Source organism: Streptomyces sp. NPDC043680 (genome assembly GCF_056436685.1).
In genome coordinates, this window is sequence record NZ_JBWKCE010000035.1 from 1 (window position 1) to 20,608 (window position 20,608).

General features: G+C 77.1%; 10 protein-coding genes. 8 read left to right on the forward strand and 2 right to left on the reverse strand.

The annotated features are described in order from the left end of the window. Both AC0666_RS33570 and AC0666_RS33575 read right to left on the reverse strand, forming a co-directional pair. On the reverse strand, positions 1 to 987 hold a 987-nt coding region (locus tag AC0666_RS33570), incomplete at its 3' end, for a hypothetical protein (protein WP_478709066.1). 110 nt (positions 988 to 1,097) lie between these two features. Continuing rightward, a complete protein-coding gene (locus tag AC0666_RS33575; RefSeq protein WP_361721602.1) occupies positions 1,098 to 1,991 on the reverse strand; it encodes a LysR family transcriptional regulator in 894 nt (297 codons plus the stop codon). 631 nt (positions 1,992 to 2,622) lie between these two features. Here AC0666_RS33575 and AC0666_RS33580 point away from each other — a divergent pair. From AC0666_RS33580 to AC0666_RS33615, 8 genes are all read left to right on the forward strand, one after another. Beyond that, positions 2,623 to 9,627: an SDR family NAD(P)-dependent oxidoreductase gene (locus tag AC0666_RS33580; RefSeq protein WP_478709067.1), complete on the forward strand. Its 7,005-nt coding sequence runs from the start codon at positions 2,623 to 2,625 to the stop codon at positions 9,625 to 9,627. After that, positions 9,620 to 14,341, forward strand: a complete 4,722-nt coding sequence (locus AC0666_RS33585) for a beta-ketoacyl synthase N-terminal-like domain-containing protein (RefSeq protein WP_478709068.1) — start codon at positions 9,620 to 9,622, stop codon at positions 14,339 to 14,341. Before AC0666_RS33580 ends, AC0666_RS33585 begins: the two co-directional genes overlap by 8 nt. Further along, positions 14,331 to 14,675: an acyl carrier protein gene (locus AC0666_RS33590; RefSeq protein WP_478709069.1), complete on the forward strand. Its 345-nt coding sequence runs from the start codon at positions 14,331 to 14,333 to the stop codon at positions 14,673 to 14,675. The genes AC0666_RS33585 and AC0666_RS33590 overlap by 11 nt, the downstream gene beginning before the upstream one ends. 7 nt (positions 14,676 to 14,682) lie before the next feature. Further along, complete coding sequence (locus tag AC0666_RS33595) at positions 14,683 to 15,513, forward strand: alpha/beta fold hydrolase (protein WP_468969209.1); 831 nt, start codon at positions 14,683 to 14,685, stop codon at positions 15,511 to 15,513. Beyond that, entirely contained in the window at positions 15,510 to 16,670 is a 1,161-nt protein-coding gene (locus tag AC0666_RS33600) for a glycosyltransferase (RefSeq protein WP_478709070.1), read from the forward strand. Before AC0666_RS33595 ends, AC0666_RS33600 begins: the two co-directional genes overlap by 4 nt. Positions 16,671 to 16,693: 23 nt before the next feature. Next, positions 16,694 to 18,601 carry a methyltransferase domain-containing protein gene (locus AC0666_RS33605; protein ID WP_478709071.1) on the forward strand — a complete coding sequence of 636 codons (1,908 nt, stop codon included), beginning with the start codon at positions 16,694 to 16,696 and terminating at the stop codon, positions 18,599 to 18,601. Beyond that, on the forward strand, positions 18,598 to 19,557 hold the full coding sequence (locus AC0666_RS33610; RefSeq protein ID WP_478709072.1) for a galactokinase: 960 nt from the start codon (positions 18,598 to 18,600) through the stop codon (positions 19,555 to 19,557). Before AC0666_RS33605 ends, AC0666_RS33610 begins: the two co-directional genes overlap by 4 nt. 43 nt (positions 19,558 to 19,600) lie before the next feature. Beyond that, positions 19,601 to 20,608 (forward strand): alkaline phosphatase family protein (locus AC0666_RS33615; protein WP_478709073.1); only part of this gene is annotated, 1,008 nt, incomplete at its 3' end.

Consider the following 20,608-nt stretch of genomic DNA (forward strand, 5'->3'; position numbering starts at 1 on the left):
AAGCTTGAGGTCACCGGAGGTCGGGGTGGGGGTGGGCGTGGGGGTGGGCGTGGGCGTCGGGGTGCCGCAGCCCGGGGTGGTCTCCGGGGGCAGCGGGACCCGCCAGATCTGCGTGTCGTTCTCCGACCCGACGAGCAGGCTGGTGCAGTCCGCGTAGGTCACGGTCTCCCCCTGGGACTGGGCGGGCAGCGCCACGTCCGCGAGCCGGGTCCCGGCGCTGTCGTAGACGGTGGCCGTGTTGGCACCGAACGGTCCGCCGCTGCGCAGGGCGTAAGAGGCACCGGAGGGCGAGAACGCGCCGTCGGTGGCGAAGACCGGACCGGGGCGGACCGCGGTGAGCGTGTTCACCTGGCCGGTGAGCGGAGGCAGCGGGGCCTTGTACACCTGGCCGGCGGCTCCGATGAGTTTGCTCGCGATGTAGAGCTGCCCGGTGCCGGGGTCGGCCAGCAGGGACTCGGCGTCGTGCCTGCCGTCCGCGTAGGAGAACCGGTAGGTGACCGGGGTCAGTGTGGCGTCGGCGAGCTGGTCCGGCTCGGTGACGCTGTGCACGGTGATCTCCGCGCGACCGGAGAAGTTGTCGCCGATGTCGCCGACGAGGATCGCCGGCCGGCCCGCGGAGTCCTTGCCGAGGGCGAGGCCCTCCCAGTCGGTGTTGCCGACGCCCGCGAGGGTGTACGTGGCCCGCAGCCGGCCCGTCGCCGTCGTGCAGTCGACGGCGAAGACCTGGTTGGTGTTGCCGCTGTCGTTGACGGCGTAGAAGACGCCCGAGTGCTTGCGGCTCATGGCGAGGCCGCTGAGCTCGGCCAGCCCCCCGGGGAGCGTGCACTTCTTCTCCGGTGCCGCGGCGGTGGCCGGGCCGGGGGCGGCGGGGGCAGCGGGGGACGCGGTGGCGGTGGCGCCGCCGGTCCAGGCGAGCGCCGGCAGGAGGACGGCGAGGGCCGCGGTCGCGAGGGCGGCGGCCCGTGGTGGGGTGAGGAGTGGGGACATGCGCCCATGGGAGGGGAAGCGTGCCGTGGGCGCCAGGGCCAACCACCCCCGTTTTGAGCATGGTTGAATGCCGGGGCGGCATGTCAGGGCGCCCGGGTGGCGCGTTCCGGTCAGCGCACCGGCTCGCGGACGGGCGCATTGCGGCGGGCGTGCGCGATGAAGGCGCGGGCCGCCCGGCTCAGCGGTCGCCGGGCGTGCGCGAGGCCCACCGGGCGCAGCAGGGGCGGGGTGAAGGAGCGGACCTCGGCGCGGCTGCCGAAGGCGCGTAAGACCACGTCGCGGTACCAGATGAGCGAGCCCCGGCCGTCGGTCACCCCGGTCACCCAGGCGAGCCGTTCGTCGACCTCCAGGGTGGGCACGGGGCGCACGCCCAGGCAGCTGAACAGGGCTTCCATCTCGGTGCGCCGGCCGGTGCCGGGGGTGGGCAGCACCATGGGGAGCCCGTCGAGCATCCGGAAGGGCACCGGATCGGGCAGGTGGGAGCCCGGCGGCGAGATCAGCACCACCTCGCGCTCCTGGAGGTGGTGCGTGGACAGCTCCTTGTCGACCGGCAGGTCGACCAGGGCCAGTTCGCAGCGCCCCTCCCCCAGCTCCTGTACCAGCGCCTCCCGGCCGTCGTGCTGCTGGAGCCGTACGTCGATGCCGGGATGCCGCCGGGTGAAGTCCGGTACGAGCTCGGCGGCCAGGTCCAGGGCCAGGGTGGGGGTGGTGGCGAGCGTGAGGGTGACCCGGGCGTCCTTGCCGTGGGCGGCTCCGATGTCGTCGATGGCCTCGACCGCGTTGAGCACCGTACGGGCCAGCCTCACGACGCGGGCTCCTTCGGGCGTGAGGTCCACTCCCCTGCCCCGGCGGGCCAGGAGTTCGACTCCGAGGTCCCGCTCCATGGCCTGGACGGCCCGCGACAGGGCGGACTGGGCGACGAAGACCGAGGCGGCCGCACCGGTGATGGAACGGCAGTCCGCGACGGCGACGAGGTAACGAAGCTGCGCGAGTGTGGGGGTCATGACCGGACGGTAACCGCGTGCTGCCTTACCTGTAAGGGGCAGGCGGGTGAACAAGTGTTCCGCGGCGCAGGGATGTTCATGCCCGGTGGTCGCCGAGGTATGCCGGTGCGGCATGGGCCGGGTCGGATCGTGCGGGCCGCCGGTGCGCCGGGTACCGCCCGACCGGGGGACGTCCGTGCAGGCCACCGGCCCGGGCGGGCCGCGGCCCGGGTCCGGGAGAGGTGCGGACCGGTGGCCCCGGCGGCGGCGCCGGGGCGAAAGGGAGCGCTCCGCATGACCGTTGACAGTGCAGGGGTGTCCCCGCACGATGCATCGCGGCATCGGGGAGGTTGACCACCGTTCAAGCCCGCCCCGGCTCCTGCGGTGGCGGGCGGCCCGGGTGGCCGGGCACCGCGTCGGCCCTCGGCGGACCCCGCCGGAGGTGTCCCTGCCGTGCGCGTACGGCCTTCGGCATGCCGGGATGTGCCACCCCGCCCGCCGAGACGTCACACAGCACTGATCCGCACCGCCTGGACCGACGGCCCCCGCACCGATCGGGCCCGCACCCGTCCGCACCGCCCGGCACCGCACCACCCCGCACCGAACCGCCGAACCCGCACCGATCCGGCCCGCACCGATCAGAGGAGCGCCCGTGACCCCCCAGCCCCCGCAGCCCGTCAGCGCCCGCGACCTGGTCGTCGCGGTCAGCCCGTTCGAGGAGCCGCACCCGCGGCTCGTCACCGCCGCCGAGCGGGCCGGGTCCCTCGGGCTGCTCGACCTCGGCCGGGACCCGGGGGCCGCCCGGCGGGCCTTCGCCGAGCTCGACCGCCGGCTCGCCGGACGGCCGTACGGGGTACGGGTGCCCGCGCACTGCCCGCTCGGGCCGGAGGAGCTGCCGGACGCGGTGGACACGGTGCTGCTCGCCGACCCGGCGGAGCACACGCCCCGGCGGGTGGCCGACTGGGCGGCGCACGGGAGGCGCCGGGTCTGGGCCGAGGCCACCGGCCGGGCACAGGCCCGGGCCGCCGTGGCCGCCGGGGCGCAGGCGCTGGTGGCCAAGGGGCACGAGGCCGGCGGCCGGGTGGGTGAGGCCACCACCTTCGTCCTGCTCCAGCAATTGCTCGCCGGGCCCGGAGCCGGGGTGCCCGTGCTCGCCTTCGGGGGGATCGGGCCGCACACGGCGGCCGCGGCGGTCACGGGCGGGGCCGCCGGGGTGCTGCTCGACGTACAGCTGGCCCTGACCACCGAGGGGGCGCAGACCCTGCCCGCCGAAGTGGCGGCCGCGCTCCGGGCCATGGACGGCTCCGAGACCCGGATCCACGACGGCCACCGGGTCTACTCCCGGCCGGACCTGAGCCCTCCGGAGGGGCCGACCGCCCTGCTGCTCGGGGCCCGGGATCTGCGGGCCCAGCTGCTGCCCGTCGGCCAGGACGGGGCCGCGGCGGCCCGGCTGGCCGCCCGCCACCGCACCACCGGCGGTGTGCTCCAGGCCGTGCGGTCGGCCGTCACGGCCCACTTGGACGCGGCCGCGCGGGCCCGGCCCCTGCTGCGGCCGCGGTCCGTCGCACAGGGGCCGATGACCCGGGTCAGCGACCAGGCGGCCTTCGCCGAGGCGGTCGCGGCCGGGGACGGCGTCCCGTACCTGGCGCTCGCGGTGATGGAGGGGCCGGACGTACGCCGACTGCTCACCGAGACCGCGCAGCGGCTCGGGGACCGCCCCTGGGGGGTGGGCCTGCTCGGCTTCGTCCCGCCCGAGCTGCGCCGGGAGCAGCTGGCGGCCGTGGCCGAGGTGCGGCCGCCGTACGCGATCATCGCGGGCGGGACCCCGGCCCAGGCGGCGCCGCTGGAGGCCGCCGGGACCGCGACCCACCTGCACGTCCCCTCACCGGGGCTGCTGGAGCGCCATCTCTCTGGCGGCGCCCGGCGGTTCGTGTTCGAGGGGCTGGAGTGCGGGGGGCACGTCGGGCCGCGCGCCTCGTTCGCGCTGTGGGAGGAGCAGATCGAGCTGCTCCTCGGCTGTCCCGAACCGGCCGCGCTGGACGTGCTGTTCGCGGGCGGCATCCACGATGCGCGCTCCGCCGCGATGGCGGTGGCGGCGGCCGCGCCGCTGGCCGAGCGGGGCGCGCGGGTCGGTGTGCTGATGGGCACCGCGTACCTGTTCACCGAGGAGGCGGTGGCGGCCGGCGCGGTACTGCCGGGCTTCCAGCGGGCGGCGGTGGACTGCTCGCGGACGGTGCTGCTGCACACGGCACCCGGGCACGCGACGCGCTGCGCGGCGACCCCGTACGCCGAGACCTTCGAGGAGACCCGGCGGCGCCTCGCGGACGGTGGGACCGAGCCGCGCGAGATGTGGGAGGAGCTGGAGCGGCTGAACCTGGGACGGCTGCGGATCGCCAGCAAGGGGCTGCGCCGCGGCCCTTCGGGCGGCCTGGACCCGGTGAACGGGCAGGAGCAGCAGCGCGAGGGCCTGTTCATGCTCGGCCAAGCCGCCACCCTGCGCACCGGGACCACCACGATCGCCGCGCTGCACGCCGAGGTCACCGAGGGGGCGACCCGGTGGCTGGAGCGGCGGGCCGCCGAGCAGGTCCGGCCGGCTGGCCCGCCGCCGGGCGGCGACCCGCTGGACATCGCCATCGTGGGCATGGCCTGCGCCTACCCGGGCGCGCCCGATCTCGGCGCCTACTGGGCCCGGGTCCTCGCCGGGGCCGACGCGGTGACGGAGGTCCCGCCCGAGCGCTGGGATCCGGCGCTCTACTACGACGCCGACCCGGCGCGGGCCGGGGAGCGCAGCCTCTCGCGCTGGGGCGGCTTCCTCGGCCCGGTGCCCTTCGACGCCCTCGCGCACGGCATCCCGCCCGCCTCGCTGGCCGGTATCGAGCCGGTCCAGCTGCTGGCCCTGGAAATGTCGGCGCGGGCCCTCGCGGACGCGGGGTACGGCACGGGCCGGGAGTTCGACCGCTCGCGGACCGCGGTGGTCTTCGGCGCGGAGGCGGGCACCGAACTGGCCGGTGCGTACGGGCTGCGCGCCCTGCACCCCGCCTACCTCGGAGAGCTCCCGCCAGGGCTCGACGAGCAGCTGCCCCGGCTCACCGAGGACTCCTTCCCGGGCATCCTCGCCAATGTGATCGCCGGCCGGGTGGCCAACCGCCTCGACCTGGGTGGGGCCAATTGCACGGTCGACGCCGCCTGCGCCTCGTCGCTGGCCGCCCTGGACCTGGCCTGCCGGCACCTCGGCGACGGGGACGCGGACATGGTGCTGTGCGGCGGGGCCGACGTGCACAACGGGATCAACGACTACCTGCTCTTCTCCTCGGTGCGGGCGCTGTCGCCGACCGGCCGCTGCCGGCCCTTCGACGCCGCGGCCGACGGGATCGCGCTCGGCGAGGGCGTGGGCGTGCTGGTGCTCAAGCGGCTCGCCGACGCCGAGCGGGACGGAGACCGGGTGTACGCCGTGGTCAAGGCCATCGGGGCGGCCAGCGACGGCCGCTCCCTCGGCCTGACCGCGCCCCGCCCGGAAGGGCAGCGGCGGGCCCTGGAACGGGCCTACGCCCGGGCAGGCATCAGCCCCCGCGAGGTCGGGCTGGTCGAGGCGCACGGCACCGGGACGGTGGTCGGGGACAGCACCGAACTGGCCGTCCTGGAGAAGCTGTTCACCGAGGCCGGGGCCGCGCCGGGATCCTGCGCACTGGGCTCGGTGAAGTCGCAGCTCGGGCACACCAAGTGCGCGGCCGGACTGGCGGGGCTCATCAAGGCGGCCCGCGCGGTGCACACGGGGGTCCGGCCGCCGACCCTGCACATCACCGCGCCCAACCCGGCCTGGCAGAGCGGGACGAGCCCCTTCGCCTTCGACACCGAGGCCCGGCCGTGGGCGGTCCCCGTGGAGCGCCGGATCGCCGGGGTGAGTGCCTTCGGCTTCGGCGGCACCAACTACCACGCCGTGTTGGCCGGTTACGGCGGAGCGGAGGAACCGGCGCACGGGGTGGAGGACTGGCCCGCCGAGCTGTTCTGCTTCCGCGGCGAGGACCGGCGGGCGGCCGCCCGGGCCATGGCGCGGCTCGCGGCCCGGCTGGAGCAGAACGACACCGCCGGGCGCCCGTGGGCGCTGCGGGACCTCGCGGCGGAGACCGCGGCGACGGGCTCCGGGCCGGTGCGGGTCGCGGTCGTGGCCGGGAGCCTGGACGAGGTGGCGGCCCGGCTGGAGCGGGCCCGTACCTTCACCGCGGGCGAGGGGGTCCACGTACAGGAGGACGCGGCGGATCCGGGGCGGGTGGCGTTCCTGTTCCCCGGTCAGGGCAGCCAGCGGGTGGGCATGCTCGGGGAGCTGTTCACCGCCTTCCCGGCGCTGCGGCAGCTGCTGGACGACGCGCCGGGGCAGGTGGTGTCGGCGATGTTCCCACCGGGCGCCTTCAGCTCGCAGGAGCGGGCGGCGCAGCGGGCGGCGGTGACCGACACCCGGGTCGCACAGCCCGCCCTCGGGCTGGCGGGAGCGGCTGCGCACGTCCTGCTCGGGGAACTGGGCGTACGGCCCGACTGCGTGGCCGGGCACTCGTACGGGGAGCTCACCGCGCTGTGGGCGGCCGGGGTGTACGACGGGGAGAGCCTGCTGCGGCTGAGCACCCGCCGGGCCGAGGCCATCCTGGCGGCGGCCGGGGCGGATCCGGGTGCCATGGCGGCGGTTGCGGCAGCGCCCGGCGAGGTCCGGGAGCTCGTGGCGCGGGCCGGTTGCGCGGTCGCGAACCACAACGCCCCGCGCCAGTGCGTGGTCTCCGGTCCGACGGCCGCCGTCCGGGCCGCGGTGGAGGGGATCCGGGCGGCGGGCCTGTCGGCGGAGCTCCTGCCGGTGGCCTGCGCCTTCCACAGCGAGGTGGTCGCGGGGGCGGCCGGTTCGCTGGCCGCGGAGCTGGCCGGGACGGCGGTGGCCGACGCCGCCGTCCCGGTCTGGTCGAACACCACGGCGCAGCCGTACCCGGCGGAGGCCGGTGCCGTACGGGAGCTGCTGGCCCGTCAGGTGGCGGAGCCGGTCCGGTTCGAGGAGCAGGTGGAGGCCATGTACGCGGCGGGGGTCCGCACCTTCGTGGAGGCGGGGCCCGGCCGGGTGCTCTCGGGGCTGGTGGGCCGGATCCTGCACGGCCGGCCGCACACCGTGGTCCCGCTGGACGTGCCGGGCGAACACGGGCTGGCCCGGCTGGTCACGGCGCTGGCGGAATTGGCGGCGGCGGGCGTGCCGGTGGCGCCGGAGGCGCTCTTCCGGGGCCGGACGGCCCCGCTCCCGGACCGGGCGCCGCGCCGCCCGGGCTGGCTGGTCGACGGCCACCTGGTCCGCACGGCGGACGGCACCCCCCTGGCGGGCGGCCTCCAGCCGCCCCACCGCGTGGCACCGCCACCCGCCGCCCCCCGGCACCGCGAGGAGGCGGTCCTCCAGTACCTGGAGGGCTCCCGCGCCCTGATCGAGGCCCAACGCAGCGTCCTGCTGGGCTACTTGTCCGCTTCCACCGGTTCCCCCACGCACTCGGGCCCGACGAGCACGCCCCTGCCCCCCGGCACCTGGCCGGACGCCCAAGCCAACGGCAGCGCCGCCACCGGCCCGGTCACGGCCCCGCTGAACGGCGCACGGCCGGGAGCCGCGGGCCCGGCGTCTCCCGCCCCGACGGGCCCGGTCCCGCCGGGCGGCGGCCGGCCGAACGACACGGGCGGCACCCCGGCCCGGCCAGGCTCGGCTGCGGTGGGCGCACCCCTGGCCCCCGGCACCTGGCCGGGCCTCCAGGCCAACGGCAGCGGCGCCGCCGGCCCGGGCACGTCGAACGGCGCCTGGCCGGACGGCGGGGCCGCAGGTGCGGCGGGGAGCGCCCCCGGCCTGGGAGGCGGCGTCCCGGGAGGCACCGTTCCGGGCGGCGCCGAGGCGGTGATGGACGTCGTGCTGGAGATCGTGCACGTCCGTACCGGGTACCCCCGCGACATGCTCGACCCCCAGCTCGACCTGGAGGCCGACCTGTCCATCGACTCCATCAAGCGCGTCGAGATCATCGGTGCCCTGGCCGACCGGATCGGCCTGCCGCAAGGCGCCGCCGGGTCCGTCGGTGCGGCCGAGTCCGTCGTCGAGGAGCTGGCCCGGATCAAGACCCTGCGCGGCATCGTCGACTGGGTCGTCTCCCACACCGCCGCCCCCGCGGCCGCCCCGCCGGGCGGCGCACCCGAAACACCGCCGCGGAGCGCGCCGCCCCGCGCGAGGCCGCCGGCCGCCCCGGTCCGCCGGCTGCGGGTGGACCCCGTGCCCCTGCCCGCCCGGGACGCGGATCCCGAAGCCCTGAGGGGGCTTCGGATCGCGGTGGCCGGCGAGGGGCAGGAGGCCGTGGCCGGTGCGCTCGAAGCCCTGCTGCACCGGCACGGCGCGGCCGGGGTGCACCGTATCGCCGAAGCCGCCTCCGGCTTCGACGCGCTCGTCGACCTGTCCGGGCTCCGGGCCGGCGCCGAGCCCGCCCTGCCTGACGCCTTCCCCGGGCTCCGGCGCGCCCTGACCGGTGGCGTCCGCCGACTCGTCCTCGCCACCACCCCCGCCCCCGCCGCCGGCACCGGCCTGCACGGATTCGCCCGCAGCGCCGCCCTCGAATTCCCCACCGCCCTGGTCCGGGCCGTGGAGGTCAGCCCCAAGGAGGACCCCGAGCAGGTGGCCGCGCAGCTCCTCTCCGAGCTCGCCGACCCGGGCGGCGCACCCTCCTCCGTGGGGTACACCGCCGACGGGACCCGGGTCACCCGCCGCCCCGTCCCCGCCCCGCTGCCGGACACCGCCGCGGCCGGCCCGCTGCCGCTCGACGCCCGGTCCGTGGTCCTGCTCACCGGCGGGGCCCGCGGGATCACCGCCCGGACCGCCCTCGCGCTGGCCCGCCGTACCGGCTGCCACGTCGAGCTGCTCGGCCGTACGCCCGAGCCCCCGGCCGAGCCGGACCGCTTCGCCCACGCCACCGACCGGGTGGCGCTGCGCGCCGCGCTGATCGGCGCCGGTCTGCGGACGCCCGCCGAGATCGAGAGCGCGGCCTCCCGGGTCCTCGCGGAGCGCGAGGTACGGGCCACCCTGGCCGCTCTCGGCCCGCTGGCGGCCTCCGTCCGCTACCACTGCGCCGACGTCACCGACGAGCAGGCCGTCCGGTCCGTCGTGGCCGCCGTACGGGAGCGCCACGGCCGGCTGGACGGCATCGTCCACGGCGCCGGGACCCTGCGCGACGGCCTGCTGGCCGACAAGCAGCCGGCCGCCTTCGCCGAGGTGTTCACCACGAAGGTGACCGGCGCCCGAAACCTCGCGGCGGCGGCCGCCGAACACGGGTCGGGGCCCGCCCTGCGCTTCCTCGCGCTGTTCGGCAGTGTCGCCGGGGTCTACGGCAACCGCGGCCAGAGCGACTACGCCGCCGCGAACGACGCCCTCGACAGCCTGGCGCACGCCTGGTCCGCGTACCTCCCCGGCCGGGTCCTGTCCGTCGACTGGGGCCCCTGGGTGGCGGAGGCGGGCGGCATGGTCACGCCCGAGCTGGAACGCGCGTACGCCCGCCGGGGCATCGCGCTGATCGACGCCGAGGCCGGGACCGCCGCGTTCCTCGACGAACTCGCCCACGGCAGCGACGTACAGGTGGTCCTGATGGCGCAGGAAGGCGGCGGCGATGAGTGAGCGGGGACGCGGGCGGCTCGGTCCGCGGCCCACCGACGCGGCGATCGTCGGGATGGGCGCGGTCTTCCCGGGGGCCGCCGACCTGGCCGCGTACCGACGCAACCTCCTGGCGGGCGCGGACGTCATCACCGAGGTGCCGCCGGGGCGATGGGACCCGGAGGTGTACTACGACCCGGACGGCGCGAGCGGCCCCGCGGCCGGGGACCGGTTCTACTGCCGCCGCGGCGGCTTCGTCGACGGCCTGGCCGCCTTCGACCCGACCCGGTTCGGGATCATGCCGGCCGCCGTGGAGGGCGCCGAGCCCGACCAGATGCTGGCCCTGCACGCGACGGCCGAGGCGATCTCGGACGCCGGCGGCGAGGACCGGCTGCCGGCGGACCGCTCGCGGATCGGGGTGGTGCTCGGCCGGGGCGGGTTCATGGGGGTGGCCACCGCGCGGCTCGACCAACGCGTGCGGACGGCGCACCAGTTGGCGCAGACCCTGCGGGAGCTCGCGCCCGAGCTGGACGAACGGCGGATCGCGGCGGTGCGTACCGCCTTCCAGGACGCGCTGGGACCGGAGCGGCCCGATGCCTCGATCGGGTTGGTGCCGAGCTTCACCGCCGCCCGGACGGCGAACCGGCTGGACTTCCGCGGACCCGCCTACACCCTCGACGCGGCCTGCGCCTCCTCCCTGCTGGCGGTGGACCAGGCGGTGGGGCTGCTGGCGGGCGGACGCTGCGACGCGGTGGTCGCGGGGGCCGTCCACCACTGCCACATCGCCACCCTGTGGAGCGTCTTCACCCAGCTGCGGGCGCTCAGCCCGAGCGAGCGGATCCGGCCCTTCGACCGGCGGGCCGACGGGACGCTGCTGTCCGAGGGGACGGGCGTGGTGCTCCTGAAGCGCCTCGCGGACGCGGAGCGCGACGGCGACCGGATCTACGCGGTGATCCGCGGTACGGGTGTGGCGGGTGACGGCCGGGCGGCGAGCCTGATGAGCCCGCTGGTCGCCGGTCAGGTACGGGCGCTGGAGCGGGCCTGGCAGGACGCCGGCCTGGACCCGCGGGCCGCCGACGCGCTGGGCCTGCTGGAGGCGCACGGCACCGGCACCCCGGTCGGGGACACGGCCGAACTGGAAACCCTGGCCCAGGTCTTCGGCCCCCCGGACGACGCCCGCTCCGGCTCCGGTCCTGGGACCGGAGCCGGGTCCGGGATCGGCTTCGGCTCCGTGAAGTCGATGCTCGGGCACACGATGCAGGCCTCCGGCATGGCCGGGCTGATCAAGGCGGCCCTGGCCGTGTACGAAGGGGTGCTCCCGCCGACCCTGCACCTGGCGGAGCCGCACCCGGACCTGGCGCGGACCCGGATGCGGCCGGTCACCGTGGCGCAGCCGTGGGAGCGTACGGCGGGGCCGCGCCGGGCGGGGGTCAACGCGTTCGGCTTCGGCGGGATCAACGCCCACGTGGTGCTGGAGCAGGCGCCGGGGACGGCCGCCGCCGCGGCCCCGGGCCGCCGGGCCGCTCCCGCTCCCGTACGCCGCTTCCTGCCGCTCGGGGCGGCGCAGGCTCCGCCGGGCGGCGCGGGCGGGCGGGACGAGGTGCTCCGGCTCGCTGCGGACACCCCGGCGGAGTTGGCGCGGCTGCTGGCGGCGGGCTCCCGCTCGACGGGGGACGGCCCGTGCCGGCTGGCGGTGGTCGGGCCCACGCCGCAGCGGCTCGCGCTGGCCGCGAAGGCGGTGGCGCGGGGGCGGGCCTGGCGGGGGCGCGGCGACGTGTGGTTCACGCCGGAGCCGCTGGGCGGGCGGCTGGCGTTCCTGTTCCCGGGTCTGGAGCCGGAGTTCGCGCCGGTGCTGGACGATGTGGCGGACCGGTTCCGGCTGGCCGCCCCCGCGCTGAGCCGGGGCGCGGACCTGGTGGAGCGGGCCCTCGACGCGCTCGCCACCGGCCGGTTCCTGGCCCGGGTCCTGCCCGAACTCGGCATCGTGCCCGACGTGCTGGCCGGCCACAGCCTGGGCGAGTGGGCCGCGATGGTGGCCGCGGGCATGTACCCGCAGGAGGCGGCCGACGCCTTCCTGGACTCGCTGCGGCCGGGCTCGCTGAAGGTGCCCGACCTGGTGTACGCGGCCCTGGGCTGTGGGTCGGCCCGGGCGGAGGCGGCGCTGCACGGGGTGCCGGGGGTGGTGGTCAGCCACGACAACTGCCCGCACCAGTCGGTGGTGTGCGGGGACCCGGCCGGGGTGGCGCAGGTCCTGGAACGGCTGCGCGCGGACGGGGTCCTGGGCCAGGAACTGCCCTTCCGCTCGGGGTTCCACACGCCGATGTGGGAGCCGTACCTCGGGCAGGTGCGGGCCGCCTTCGAGCAACTGCCGCTGCGGGCGGGCTCGGTGCCGGTGTGGTCGGCGACGACGCTCGCACCCTTCCCGGCCGAGCCGGAGGCGGTGCGGGAGCTGGTGGTACGCCACCTCCTGGAGCCGGTCCGGTTCCGCGAGCTGACCCTGCGGCTGTACGAGGACGCGGGCGTGCGGAGCTTCGTGGCGCTGGGGCCGGGCAGCCTGCCGGGCTTCGTGGAGGACACCCTCCGGGACCGCGGGCACCTCGCGGTGGCGGTCTCGGCGCCGCGCCTGTCGGGCCTGGCCGCCCTGCGGCGGGCCTGCGCCGCGCTCTGGGCCGAGGGCCACGCCCCGCGCTGGGACCGCCTGACGGCGCCGCGCCGCCCCTCGGACGGCGCTGCGCAGGCGCCTGACGGCGCGGCGGCCCGCCCGGCCTCAGACCCCCCTGCCGCGCGCCGTCCCACCGTGCAGCTCGACCTCGGCTCCCCCCTGGTCCACCTCCCGCCCGCGGCCCGTGCGGCCTTCTCACACCCCGGGCCGGCCCCGTCCCCGGCCTCGCCGGCTCTCCCGCCGCTCTCTCCCAACGGCGGGGCGCCCGGCGCGGTGGGCGATCCGGCGGCATTCCGGCCGGTCCTGCTGTCCGCGCTGGACGCCGTCCTCGCCGAAGCCGACGCCGCCGCCCGGACGGTGGCCGAGGCCTGGGCCCTGTCCCCGACATCCCCTCCCGCGGCCCCGACGGGCCCGCGACAGGCCGCCGGGGAACCACCCGCCGCCGCGGAGGCCGCACGGGCGACCGCCCCGGACAGCAGCCCGGCGGGCGGGGCGCACCCGGTCCGGGGCGGCGGGGGCGGGACGGAGACGGCGCGCGTGCTGCGGCTCGGGCTGGACACGCTGCCCTGCGTCCGCGACCACTGCGTGTACCTGCAACCCGACGGCTGGGCCGAGGACTCCGACCGGTTTCCCGTCGTGCCCATGACGACCATGCTGGAGCTCGCCGCCGACGCGGCCCTGCGGCACGCCGCCGAGGGCGCGGCCGCCGTCCTCGGCTACGAGGACGTACGGGCCCTGCGCTGGCTCCCCGTCGCACCCGCCGTCGACGTCGACGTCCGGACCCGGGACGAGGGCGACGGCCGGATCCGGGTCACGCTCGGCCCGTACGCCTCCGTGGTCGTCGTGCTCGGCCGGAGCCACGGGACACCGCCGGGCCCCGACCCGACACCCCTGCGCGATCCCCGGCCCGCCCCCGTCAGCGCCGACGCCCTCTACCGGGACCGGTGGATGTTCCACGGCCCCCGCTTCGCCGGAGTGCACGCGGTCCACACCGTCGCCGCCGACGGCATCCGCGGGGAGCTGCGCGCGCTCCCCGCCCCCGGCGCTCTGCTCGATGCCGCCGGGCAGCTCTTCGGGCACTGGATGCAGCTCGAACTGCCCGTCGACCGCCTGGTGTTCCCCGCCACCGTCGACCGGATCCGGTTCTACGGGCCCCCGCCCGCCCCGCAGGCCCTGCTGACCGCCACCGCCCGCATCCGGGAGGTCCGTGACGTGACCGTGCGCGGTGATCTCGAACTCCAGGACCGCAGCGGCCGGGTGTGGGCCCGGATCGACGGCTGGACGTACCGCCGGTTCGGCGCCGACGAGCGGGTGTGGCCGATGAAGTTCACCCCCGAGGTGTGCGGCATCGGCGAGCCGCAGCCCGCCGGCTGGTGTCTGGCCCGGCGCCGGTGGGCCGACCCCGCCTCGCAGGAGCTGGTGATGCGCCGCTACCTCGGCGCCGCCGAACGCGCCGCGTACGAACGGCTCGCGCTCCGCGCCCGCGGCCCTTGGCTGCTGGGCCGGATCGCCGCCAAGGACGCCCTGCGGCAGCTGCTGTGGGACGGCGGCGCCGGTCCGGTGTTCCCCGTGGAGGTGCCCGTCGGCAACGATCCGGCCGGGCGCCCCGTGCCCGAGGGCCCGCTCACCCGCGGCCTGCACCTGTCGATCTCCCACAAGGACCGGATCGCGGTGGCCCTCGCGCACGCCTCCCGGCCGGTCGGCATCGACGTGGAGCCGGTGACCGGCGATCCCGGCGCCCTGCTGCGGGTCGCCTGCTCCCCCGGGGAGGTCCGCCTCGCCGAGCAGCTCGCCGACCGCGAAGGCACCGGCCTGCCCGCCGCGCTCACCGCCCTCTGGTGTGCCAAGGAGGCCGCCGCCAAGGCGGCCGGCACCGGGCTCGGCGGCCGTCCGCGCGAATGGCGGGTGACCGACGACCCGGCCACCGCGGCGCTGCGGGTGCTGTCGCCCGAGGGGCAGCCGTACCCCGTACGGACGAGTCTGCTGCCCGAGGACCACGTCGTCGCCTGGACCGCCCACCCCGCGGGGTCCTCCCCCGTTCCCCTCACCCTCACGGAGACCAGTCATGGCCACTGACATCCTCGCCGAGATCACCGGCATGCTCGTGGAGATCGTCGGCGACGAGTTCCTCCTCGCGGAAGAGGTCACGATGAAGACGACGTTCAACGAGGACCTCGCCCTGGAGAGCATCGAGTTCGTCGCTCTCGCCGAGCTGCTGCACCAGCGCTATGGCGCCGAGGTCGATCTGATGGGCTTCCTCGCCGAGAAGGACATGGACGCCATCCTCGCCATGTCCGTCGGTGAGCTGGTCACCCACATCGGGCGGGTCACCCACGCCTCCCTCGCCCAGGCCTCCCTCGCCCGCGCCACGACGGCCCGCCCGGCCGCCCCCGCAGCGTCCGCCGGCTGAGCCCGCCATGGCCTTCACCACCGCCAACGCCCTGCGCTTCCACGTCCAGCGGCTCCCGGCGGCCGCCGATGCCCCCGACCGGCCGGTCGTGGTCTTCCTGCACGGGCTCGTCGTCGACAACCTCTCCTCCTTCTACTGCCCCCTCGCCGTGCCCGCGGCCCGCGCCGGCCACGAGGTCGTCCTCTACGACCTGCGGGGGCACGGCCGTACCGAGCGCCCGGCCGCCGGCTACGACAGCCGTACGGCCGTACGGGACCTGTTCGCGCTGCTCGGCGCGCTCGGCCTCGGGCGGCGCCGACTGCACCTGGTCGGCAACAGCTACGGCGGCACGCTCGCCCTGCACGCCGCGCTCGCCCGGCCCGAGCTGGTCGCCGGGCTGACGCTGCTCGAACCCCCGCTCAGCGGCGCCTGGGTGGAGAACATGGTGGACACCCTGTCCGCCGCCGCGCTCAGCCTGGAGGGCAGTGCGGTCCCCGCCGAGCTGCTCGGCCTCAGGCTGCGCAAGGCCGCCCATCTGACGGCGATCGCCGACGACCTGCTCAACCGGACCAGCCTCGTCGACGACATCGCGGCCAGCCGCACCTTCACCACCGCCGACTACGCCCGGCTGCGCTGCCCGCTCCTGATCGTGTGCGGTGAGCATTCCGAACTGGTGCCGGGCGCATTGGAGCTGGCCGAGCACGCCCCGCGGGACAGCACGGCCGTCGAAATCCTGCCCGGTCTCGGGCACGACGTGCTGAAGGAGAGCAGCGGCTCCCTGCGCAAGGCCGTCCTGGCCCATCTGGACGCGACGGCGGCTGCCGCGCACGCCACCCCGGGGGGAGTGCTGGTCCGGTGAAGGTGCTGTTCACGGTCCCGCCGCTGGCGGGGCACGTCAACCCGACGGTGGCCGTCGGCGCCGAACTCGCCGCCCGGGGTCACGAGGTGGCCTGGACTGGGCCGAGCGGTCCGCTGTCCCGCCTGCTGCCCCCGTACGTACGGATCCTGCCGGCCGGGGAGGACAACGGCGGCTACGCGGCCCTGCACGAGCGCTGGCGCGATCTGCGCGGGGTCGGAGCCCTGCGCTTCCTCTGGGAGGAGGCGCTGGTGCCGCTGGCCCGGGCGATGGTGCCGGGGGTGACGGAGGCGGTCCGCGCCTTCGGCCCCGACCTGCTCGTCGCCGACCAGCAGGCGCTCGCCGGTCCGGTGGTGGCGCGGCGGCTCGGGATCCCCTGGGCCACCTCCGCGAGCACCTCCGCCGAACTCACCCGGCCGTTCGCGGACTTCCCGAAGGTCGGCGAATGGGTCGCGGGGCAGATCTCCGGCTTCCTCGCCTCGTGCGGGGAGGAGGACACCGGCTGGGACCCGCGGTTCTCCGAGCGGCTCGTGCTGGTCTTCTCCACCCCCGAACTGGTGGGCACCGGGGCCGGCTCCCCGCCGCACCACGCCTTCGTCGGCCCCGCCTTCGGGGCCCGGCCGCCCGCGCCCGGCTTCCCGTGGCAGCGGCTGGATCCGGAGCGGCGCCGGGTGCTGGTGTCGCTGGGGACCCTCAACCAGGAGGCCGGCGGCCGGTTCTACGACGCCGTGCTGGCGGCCGCGCGGCGGCTGGCCGGCGAGGTCCAGCTGGTCCTGGCGGGGCCCGCCCGACTGGCCGGGTCGGCACCCTCGAACGTGTTGGTGCAGGACCGGGTGCCGCAGCTGGAGCTGCTGCCCCATCTGGACGCCGTGGTCTGCCACGGCGGCCACAACACCGTCTGCGAGGCGCTCGCGCACGGGCTGCCGCTGGTGCTGGCGCCGATCCGGGACGACCAGCCGATCGTGGCCCGGCAGGTCGTCGAGGCGGGCGCCGGGGTCCGGGTGCGGTTCGGCCGGCCCCGGGCCGAGGAACTGCGGGACGCCATGACGGCCGTGCTGGACGAGCCCGGCCCGCGCCGCGCCGCCCGGCGGATCCAGGCCTCCTTCGCCGCGGCGGGCGGAGCCGCCGCCGCGGCCGACCGGTTGGAGAAACTGCTGTGAACCCTGTCCACGCTGCGAGCCCCGTGACCTCCGTGTTCTCCGGGAGGCCGTCGGTGGCGGCCGGGGTCCGGTGGACCTCCGCGGCCCTGCTGGTCGCGCTCGGCGCGGGCACCGTGCGCGCCCGGCGGCGCCTGCGGGCGCTGCCCGCCCTGCCCCCGATCCCGGCCTGCTCGGCCGGGGTGCCGCGCGCCGCCGGGTGGCGGCTGCTGACCGCGCGGGGGGTGGAGGCCGACCCGGCGACGTTCCTGGCCGCCTGCGCGTACGCCGACCGGGAGGGGCTGCGGGTGCTGGACCTGCTGCCGGGGGACCTCGCCGCCGAGCGGGTGCTGGGCCTGCTGCGGCTGGTCGATCCGGCCCGCTACCGCGACGACCGCCTGGGCGAGGGGCGCGGGGCGGGGTGCGCCGTGCTCGTCTCGGAGGAGGTGCTCGCCCGGGCCGGGATCGACGGCGAGGTGGGTGCGGGCACCGGTTCACCCGGCCCGGACCGCGCCGAACTCCTCTCGCTGATGCGCCGCTTGAAGGAGTACGCGGCCGACGCCACCGGCCTGGCCGTGGCCCCGGCCCTGTCCGGCGGGCGGCCGGCCCCCGACGCGGACACCGGCCCGGTGCGGGTGGCCGAGCTGCGCGCCCAGGGGCTGCCGCCGGGGGCGCTGGCCGCCGCGCAGCTCGCGGGCCTGGCCCTGCTCGCCACGGTGGCCGGGCGCCAGGGCCGGTGGGGCGCGGCCGCGGCCGGGCTGTACTGGCTGCAGCCGTACCTCGCCCTCGGCGGCCCCGGGAGCCCGCTGCGGCCTGCGGACCTGGCCCGGGCGACCGCCGCCCGGCCGGTACGCTCCCTCGGCGCGGCTCTCCGTACGGCCGCACACGCCGCACGACCGCGGACGCCCACCGCGGCCGACCGGGCGCGGGTGGCCGCGTACCGGGCCGATCTGGCCGGCGGCACCGACCGGTTCCTGGAGCCGCGCCGCCCGGACTGCCCGTGGTGCGGCTCCCGGCGGCTCACGGTCCGGGTGCGGGTGCCGGACCTGCTCCAAGGCAAGCCCGGCCGGTTCACCCTGGAGCAGTGCGGGGCCTGCGCGCACGTCTTCCAGAACCCCCGGCTGACCCCCGAGGGCCTGGAGTTCTACTACCGCGACTTCTACGACGGCCGCGGCGGCGAGGGCGCGGGCACGGTCTTCGGGCGGCTCGGTGCCTCCTACCGGGCCCGCGCCGAGATGCTCCGCCCGTACGGCGGCGCCCCGGCCTCCTGGCTGGACGTCGGCACGGGGCACGGACACTTCTGCAACGCCGCACGGGCCGTGTGGCCGCAGACCCGCTTCGACGGGCTCGACATGGGCGAGGGCGTGCGCGAGGCCGAGCGGCGCGGCTGGGTGGAGAGCGGGTTCCAGGGCCAGTTCCCGGAGTTCGCCGAGAAACTGGCCGGCCGGTACGAGGTGGTCAGCATGTACCACTACCTGGAGCACACCCGCGATCCGCTCGCCGAACTCGACGCGGCGGCCGAGGTGCTGGCTCCGGGCGGGCTGGTGGCCATCGAGCTGCCGGATCCGCAGTCGCGGATGGCCCGGCTGCTGGGATCCGCCTGGCTGCCCTGGTTCCAGCCGCAGCACCAGCACCTGATCCCGGCCCCCAACCTGCGGGAGGCGCTGGCCGACCGCGGGTTCACCGTGCTCGCCGAGGAGCACGGCCCCGCCCACCAGGGCAACGACTTCTTCGGCGCGGTGGCCCTGACCGCGACGCGCCTGGCTCCTGATCCGGACCGGCCCTGGGGCCCGCCGGCGACACCGCGCCGCCGAGCTGCCGCCGCGGCCGTACGGGCTGCGGCGCTGCCCTGCTTCGCCGGTGCGGCGGTGCTCGACGCGGTGCGCACGGCCGCGGCCCGGCGGTCGGACGGCGGCAACGCCTACCGGATGCTGGCCCGCAAGGTGGGGCCGTGACCGGCGCCCCGGTCAGCCCGCCGGTGGGCGGCAAGGGTCCCGACCTCGCCCGCCGGGCCACCGCCGACCCGCTGTTCCGGCTCGTCGCCTACGCCCTGGAGTCCGCGCACGGCCGGGCCCCGGCCGCCGTGTGGAGCGCCCCGCACGCCTTCCACCTGGGCTCGCCGGGGCGGGTGGCGGCCGCGGGCTGGCCGGTGGCGGCCGCCGCCGCGCCGCGCTCCGACGGCGTGGTGCGGCTGAGCTCGCTCGGGCATCCCGCCGACAGCTGCGAAGTGCCGCTGGCTCCGGACGGGCCGCCGTCCGCCGTCCCCGCCTGGGCGGCCCGCCCGTACGCCCTGCTGCGGGCGCTCGCCCGCGCCGGTTACGGGCGCGGCGGGACCGACCTGCACGTTCAGGGCTCGCTCACGGCGGCCTCGGGGCTGGCGGTGGCGGAGCCCGCCGACTGCGCGACGGCGCTCGCGGTGGCCGACGTCCACGGGGACGGCCGCGGCGGGGCACGCGGTCCGGCGGGTGGGGAGCCGGACCGTGCCCGACTCGCCCGGCTGCTCGCCGAGGCGCTGCCGGGCGGTGACCGGGCCCTGCACCGGGCGGCCCTGTTCGCCCGCCCCGGCGAGGCGCTGCTGGTGGACCGGGACGGCGAGAAGCCGCCCCGGTACGTGGCCTTCGACCCGGCGGCCTCGGGCAGCCGGCTGGTGCTGCTGGCCGTGCGCGGGAGCCTGGCTGCGGCCGACCGGCCGGCGGCGCTGGCCCGGGCGGTGGACTGCGCCCGCCGGGCGGGGGCGCTGAGCGCATGGGCGCCCGGGCCGCGGCCTGGCCGGAGCGTGCTGGTGCTGCTGCCCGAGACGCGTCTGACGGCGGTCCGGGCCGCGGTGGCGGAGGACTTCCGCGGCCGGGGCCGGCCCGTGCCGCGCTTCTTGAACATCGCCGTGGCCGGAGCGGCCCGGCGAGAGGGGTGACCCACACCCGTCCCGCACCACCGAGATCGAGGAGGAACCGCTCATGCCCTCACCCAAGGCCGTCGCGAGACGCCGGACCCGCCGGTCCGCGCTCGCGGCCGGGCTCGGCGCGCTCACCTTGCTGGGCGCCTTCACCGTGGCCAACTCACAGGCCGCGGACGGCAGTACGGGCGCCGCGTACGCGAAGGCGCCGTCGGCGGCCGCCGGCCTGCCGACGTACGACCACGTGGTGGTCGCCGTCTACGAGAACAAGCAGTACGGGGAGATCATCGGCAGCGCGAACGCCCCGTACATCAACCAGCTGGCGAACGGCGGCGCGAGCCTGACCGGCATGAAGGCGTTGACGCACCCCAGCCAGCCGAACTACTTCAACCTGTTCTCCGGCGCCACGCAGGGCATCACCGGCGACGGCTGCTACACCGCGCAGTCGATGACGGCGGCCAACCTCGGGCAGGAGGTGATCGCCGCGGGGAAGACCTTCGCGACGTACAACGAGGACCTGCCGGCCGAGGGGTCGACGGCGTGCAGCAGCGGCAAGTACGCGCAGAAGCACAACCCGTGGTTCGCCTTCAAGAACGTGCCGCTGAACACCGGCAAGACCTGGTCGCAGTTCCCGCAGGGCAGTTTCGCGGCGCTGCCGAACCTGTCCTTCGTGGTGCCGAACCTGTGCAACGACATGCACGACTGCGCGGTCGGCACGGGCGACACCTGGACGAAGACCAACCTGGACGCGTACGCGCAGTGGGCGAAGACCCACAACAGTCTGCTCGTGCTCACCTGGGACGAGGACAACTACCTCGGGTCGAACCGGATCGCCACCGTGTTCCACGGGGCGAACGTGAAGACCGGCGCGTACTCCACGGCCTACAGCCACCACCACCTGCTGCGCACCCTGGAGGACCTCTTCGGCACGGCGACGCACGCGGGGAACGCGGCGAACGTCCAGCCGATCACCGAGGTCTTCGCCGGGTCCACGGACCCCACGCCGACCCCGACGCCCACGCCGACCCCCACCCCTACGCCCACCCCGACCTCCGGTGACCTCAAGCTC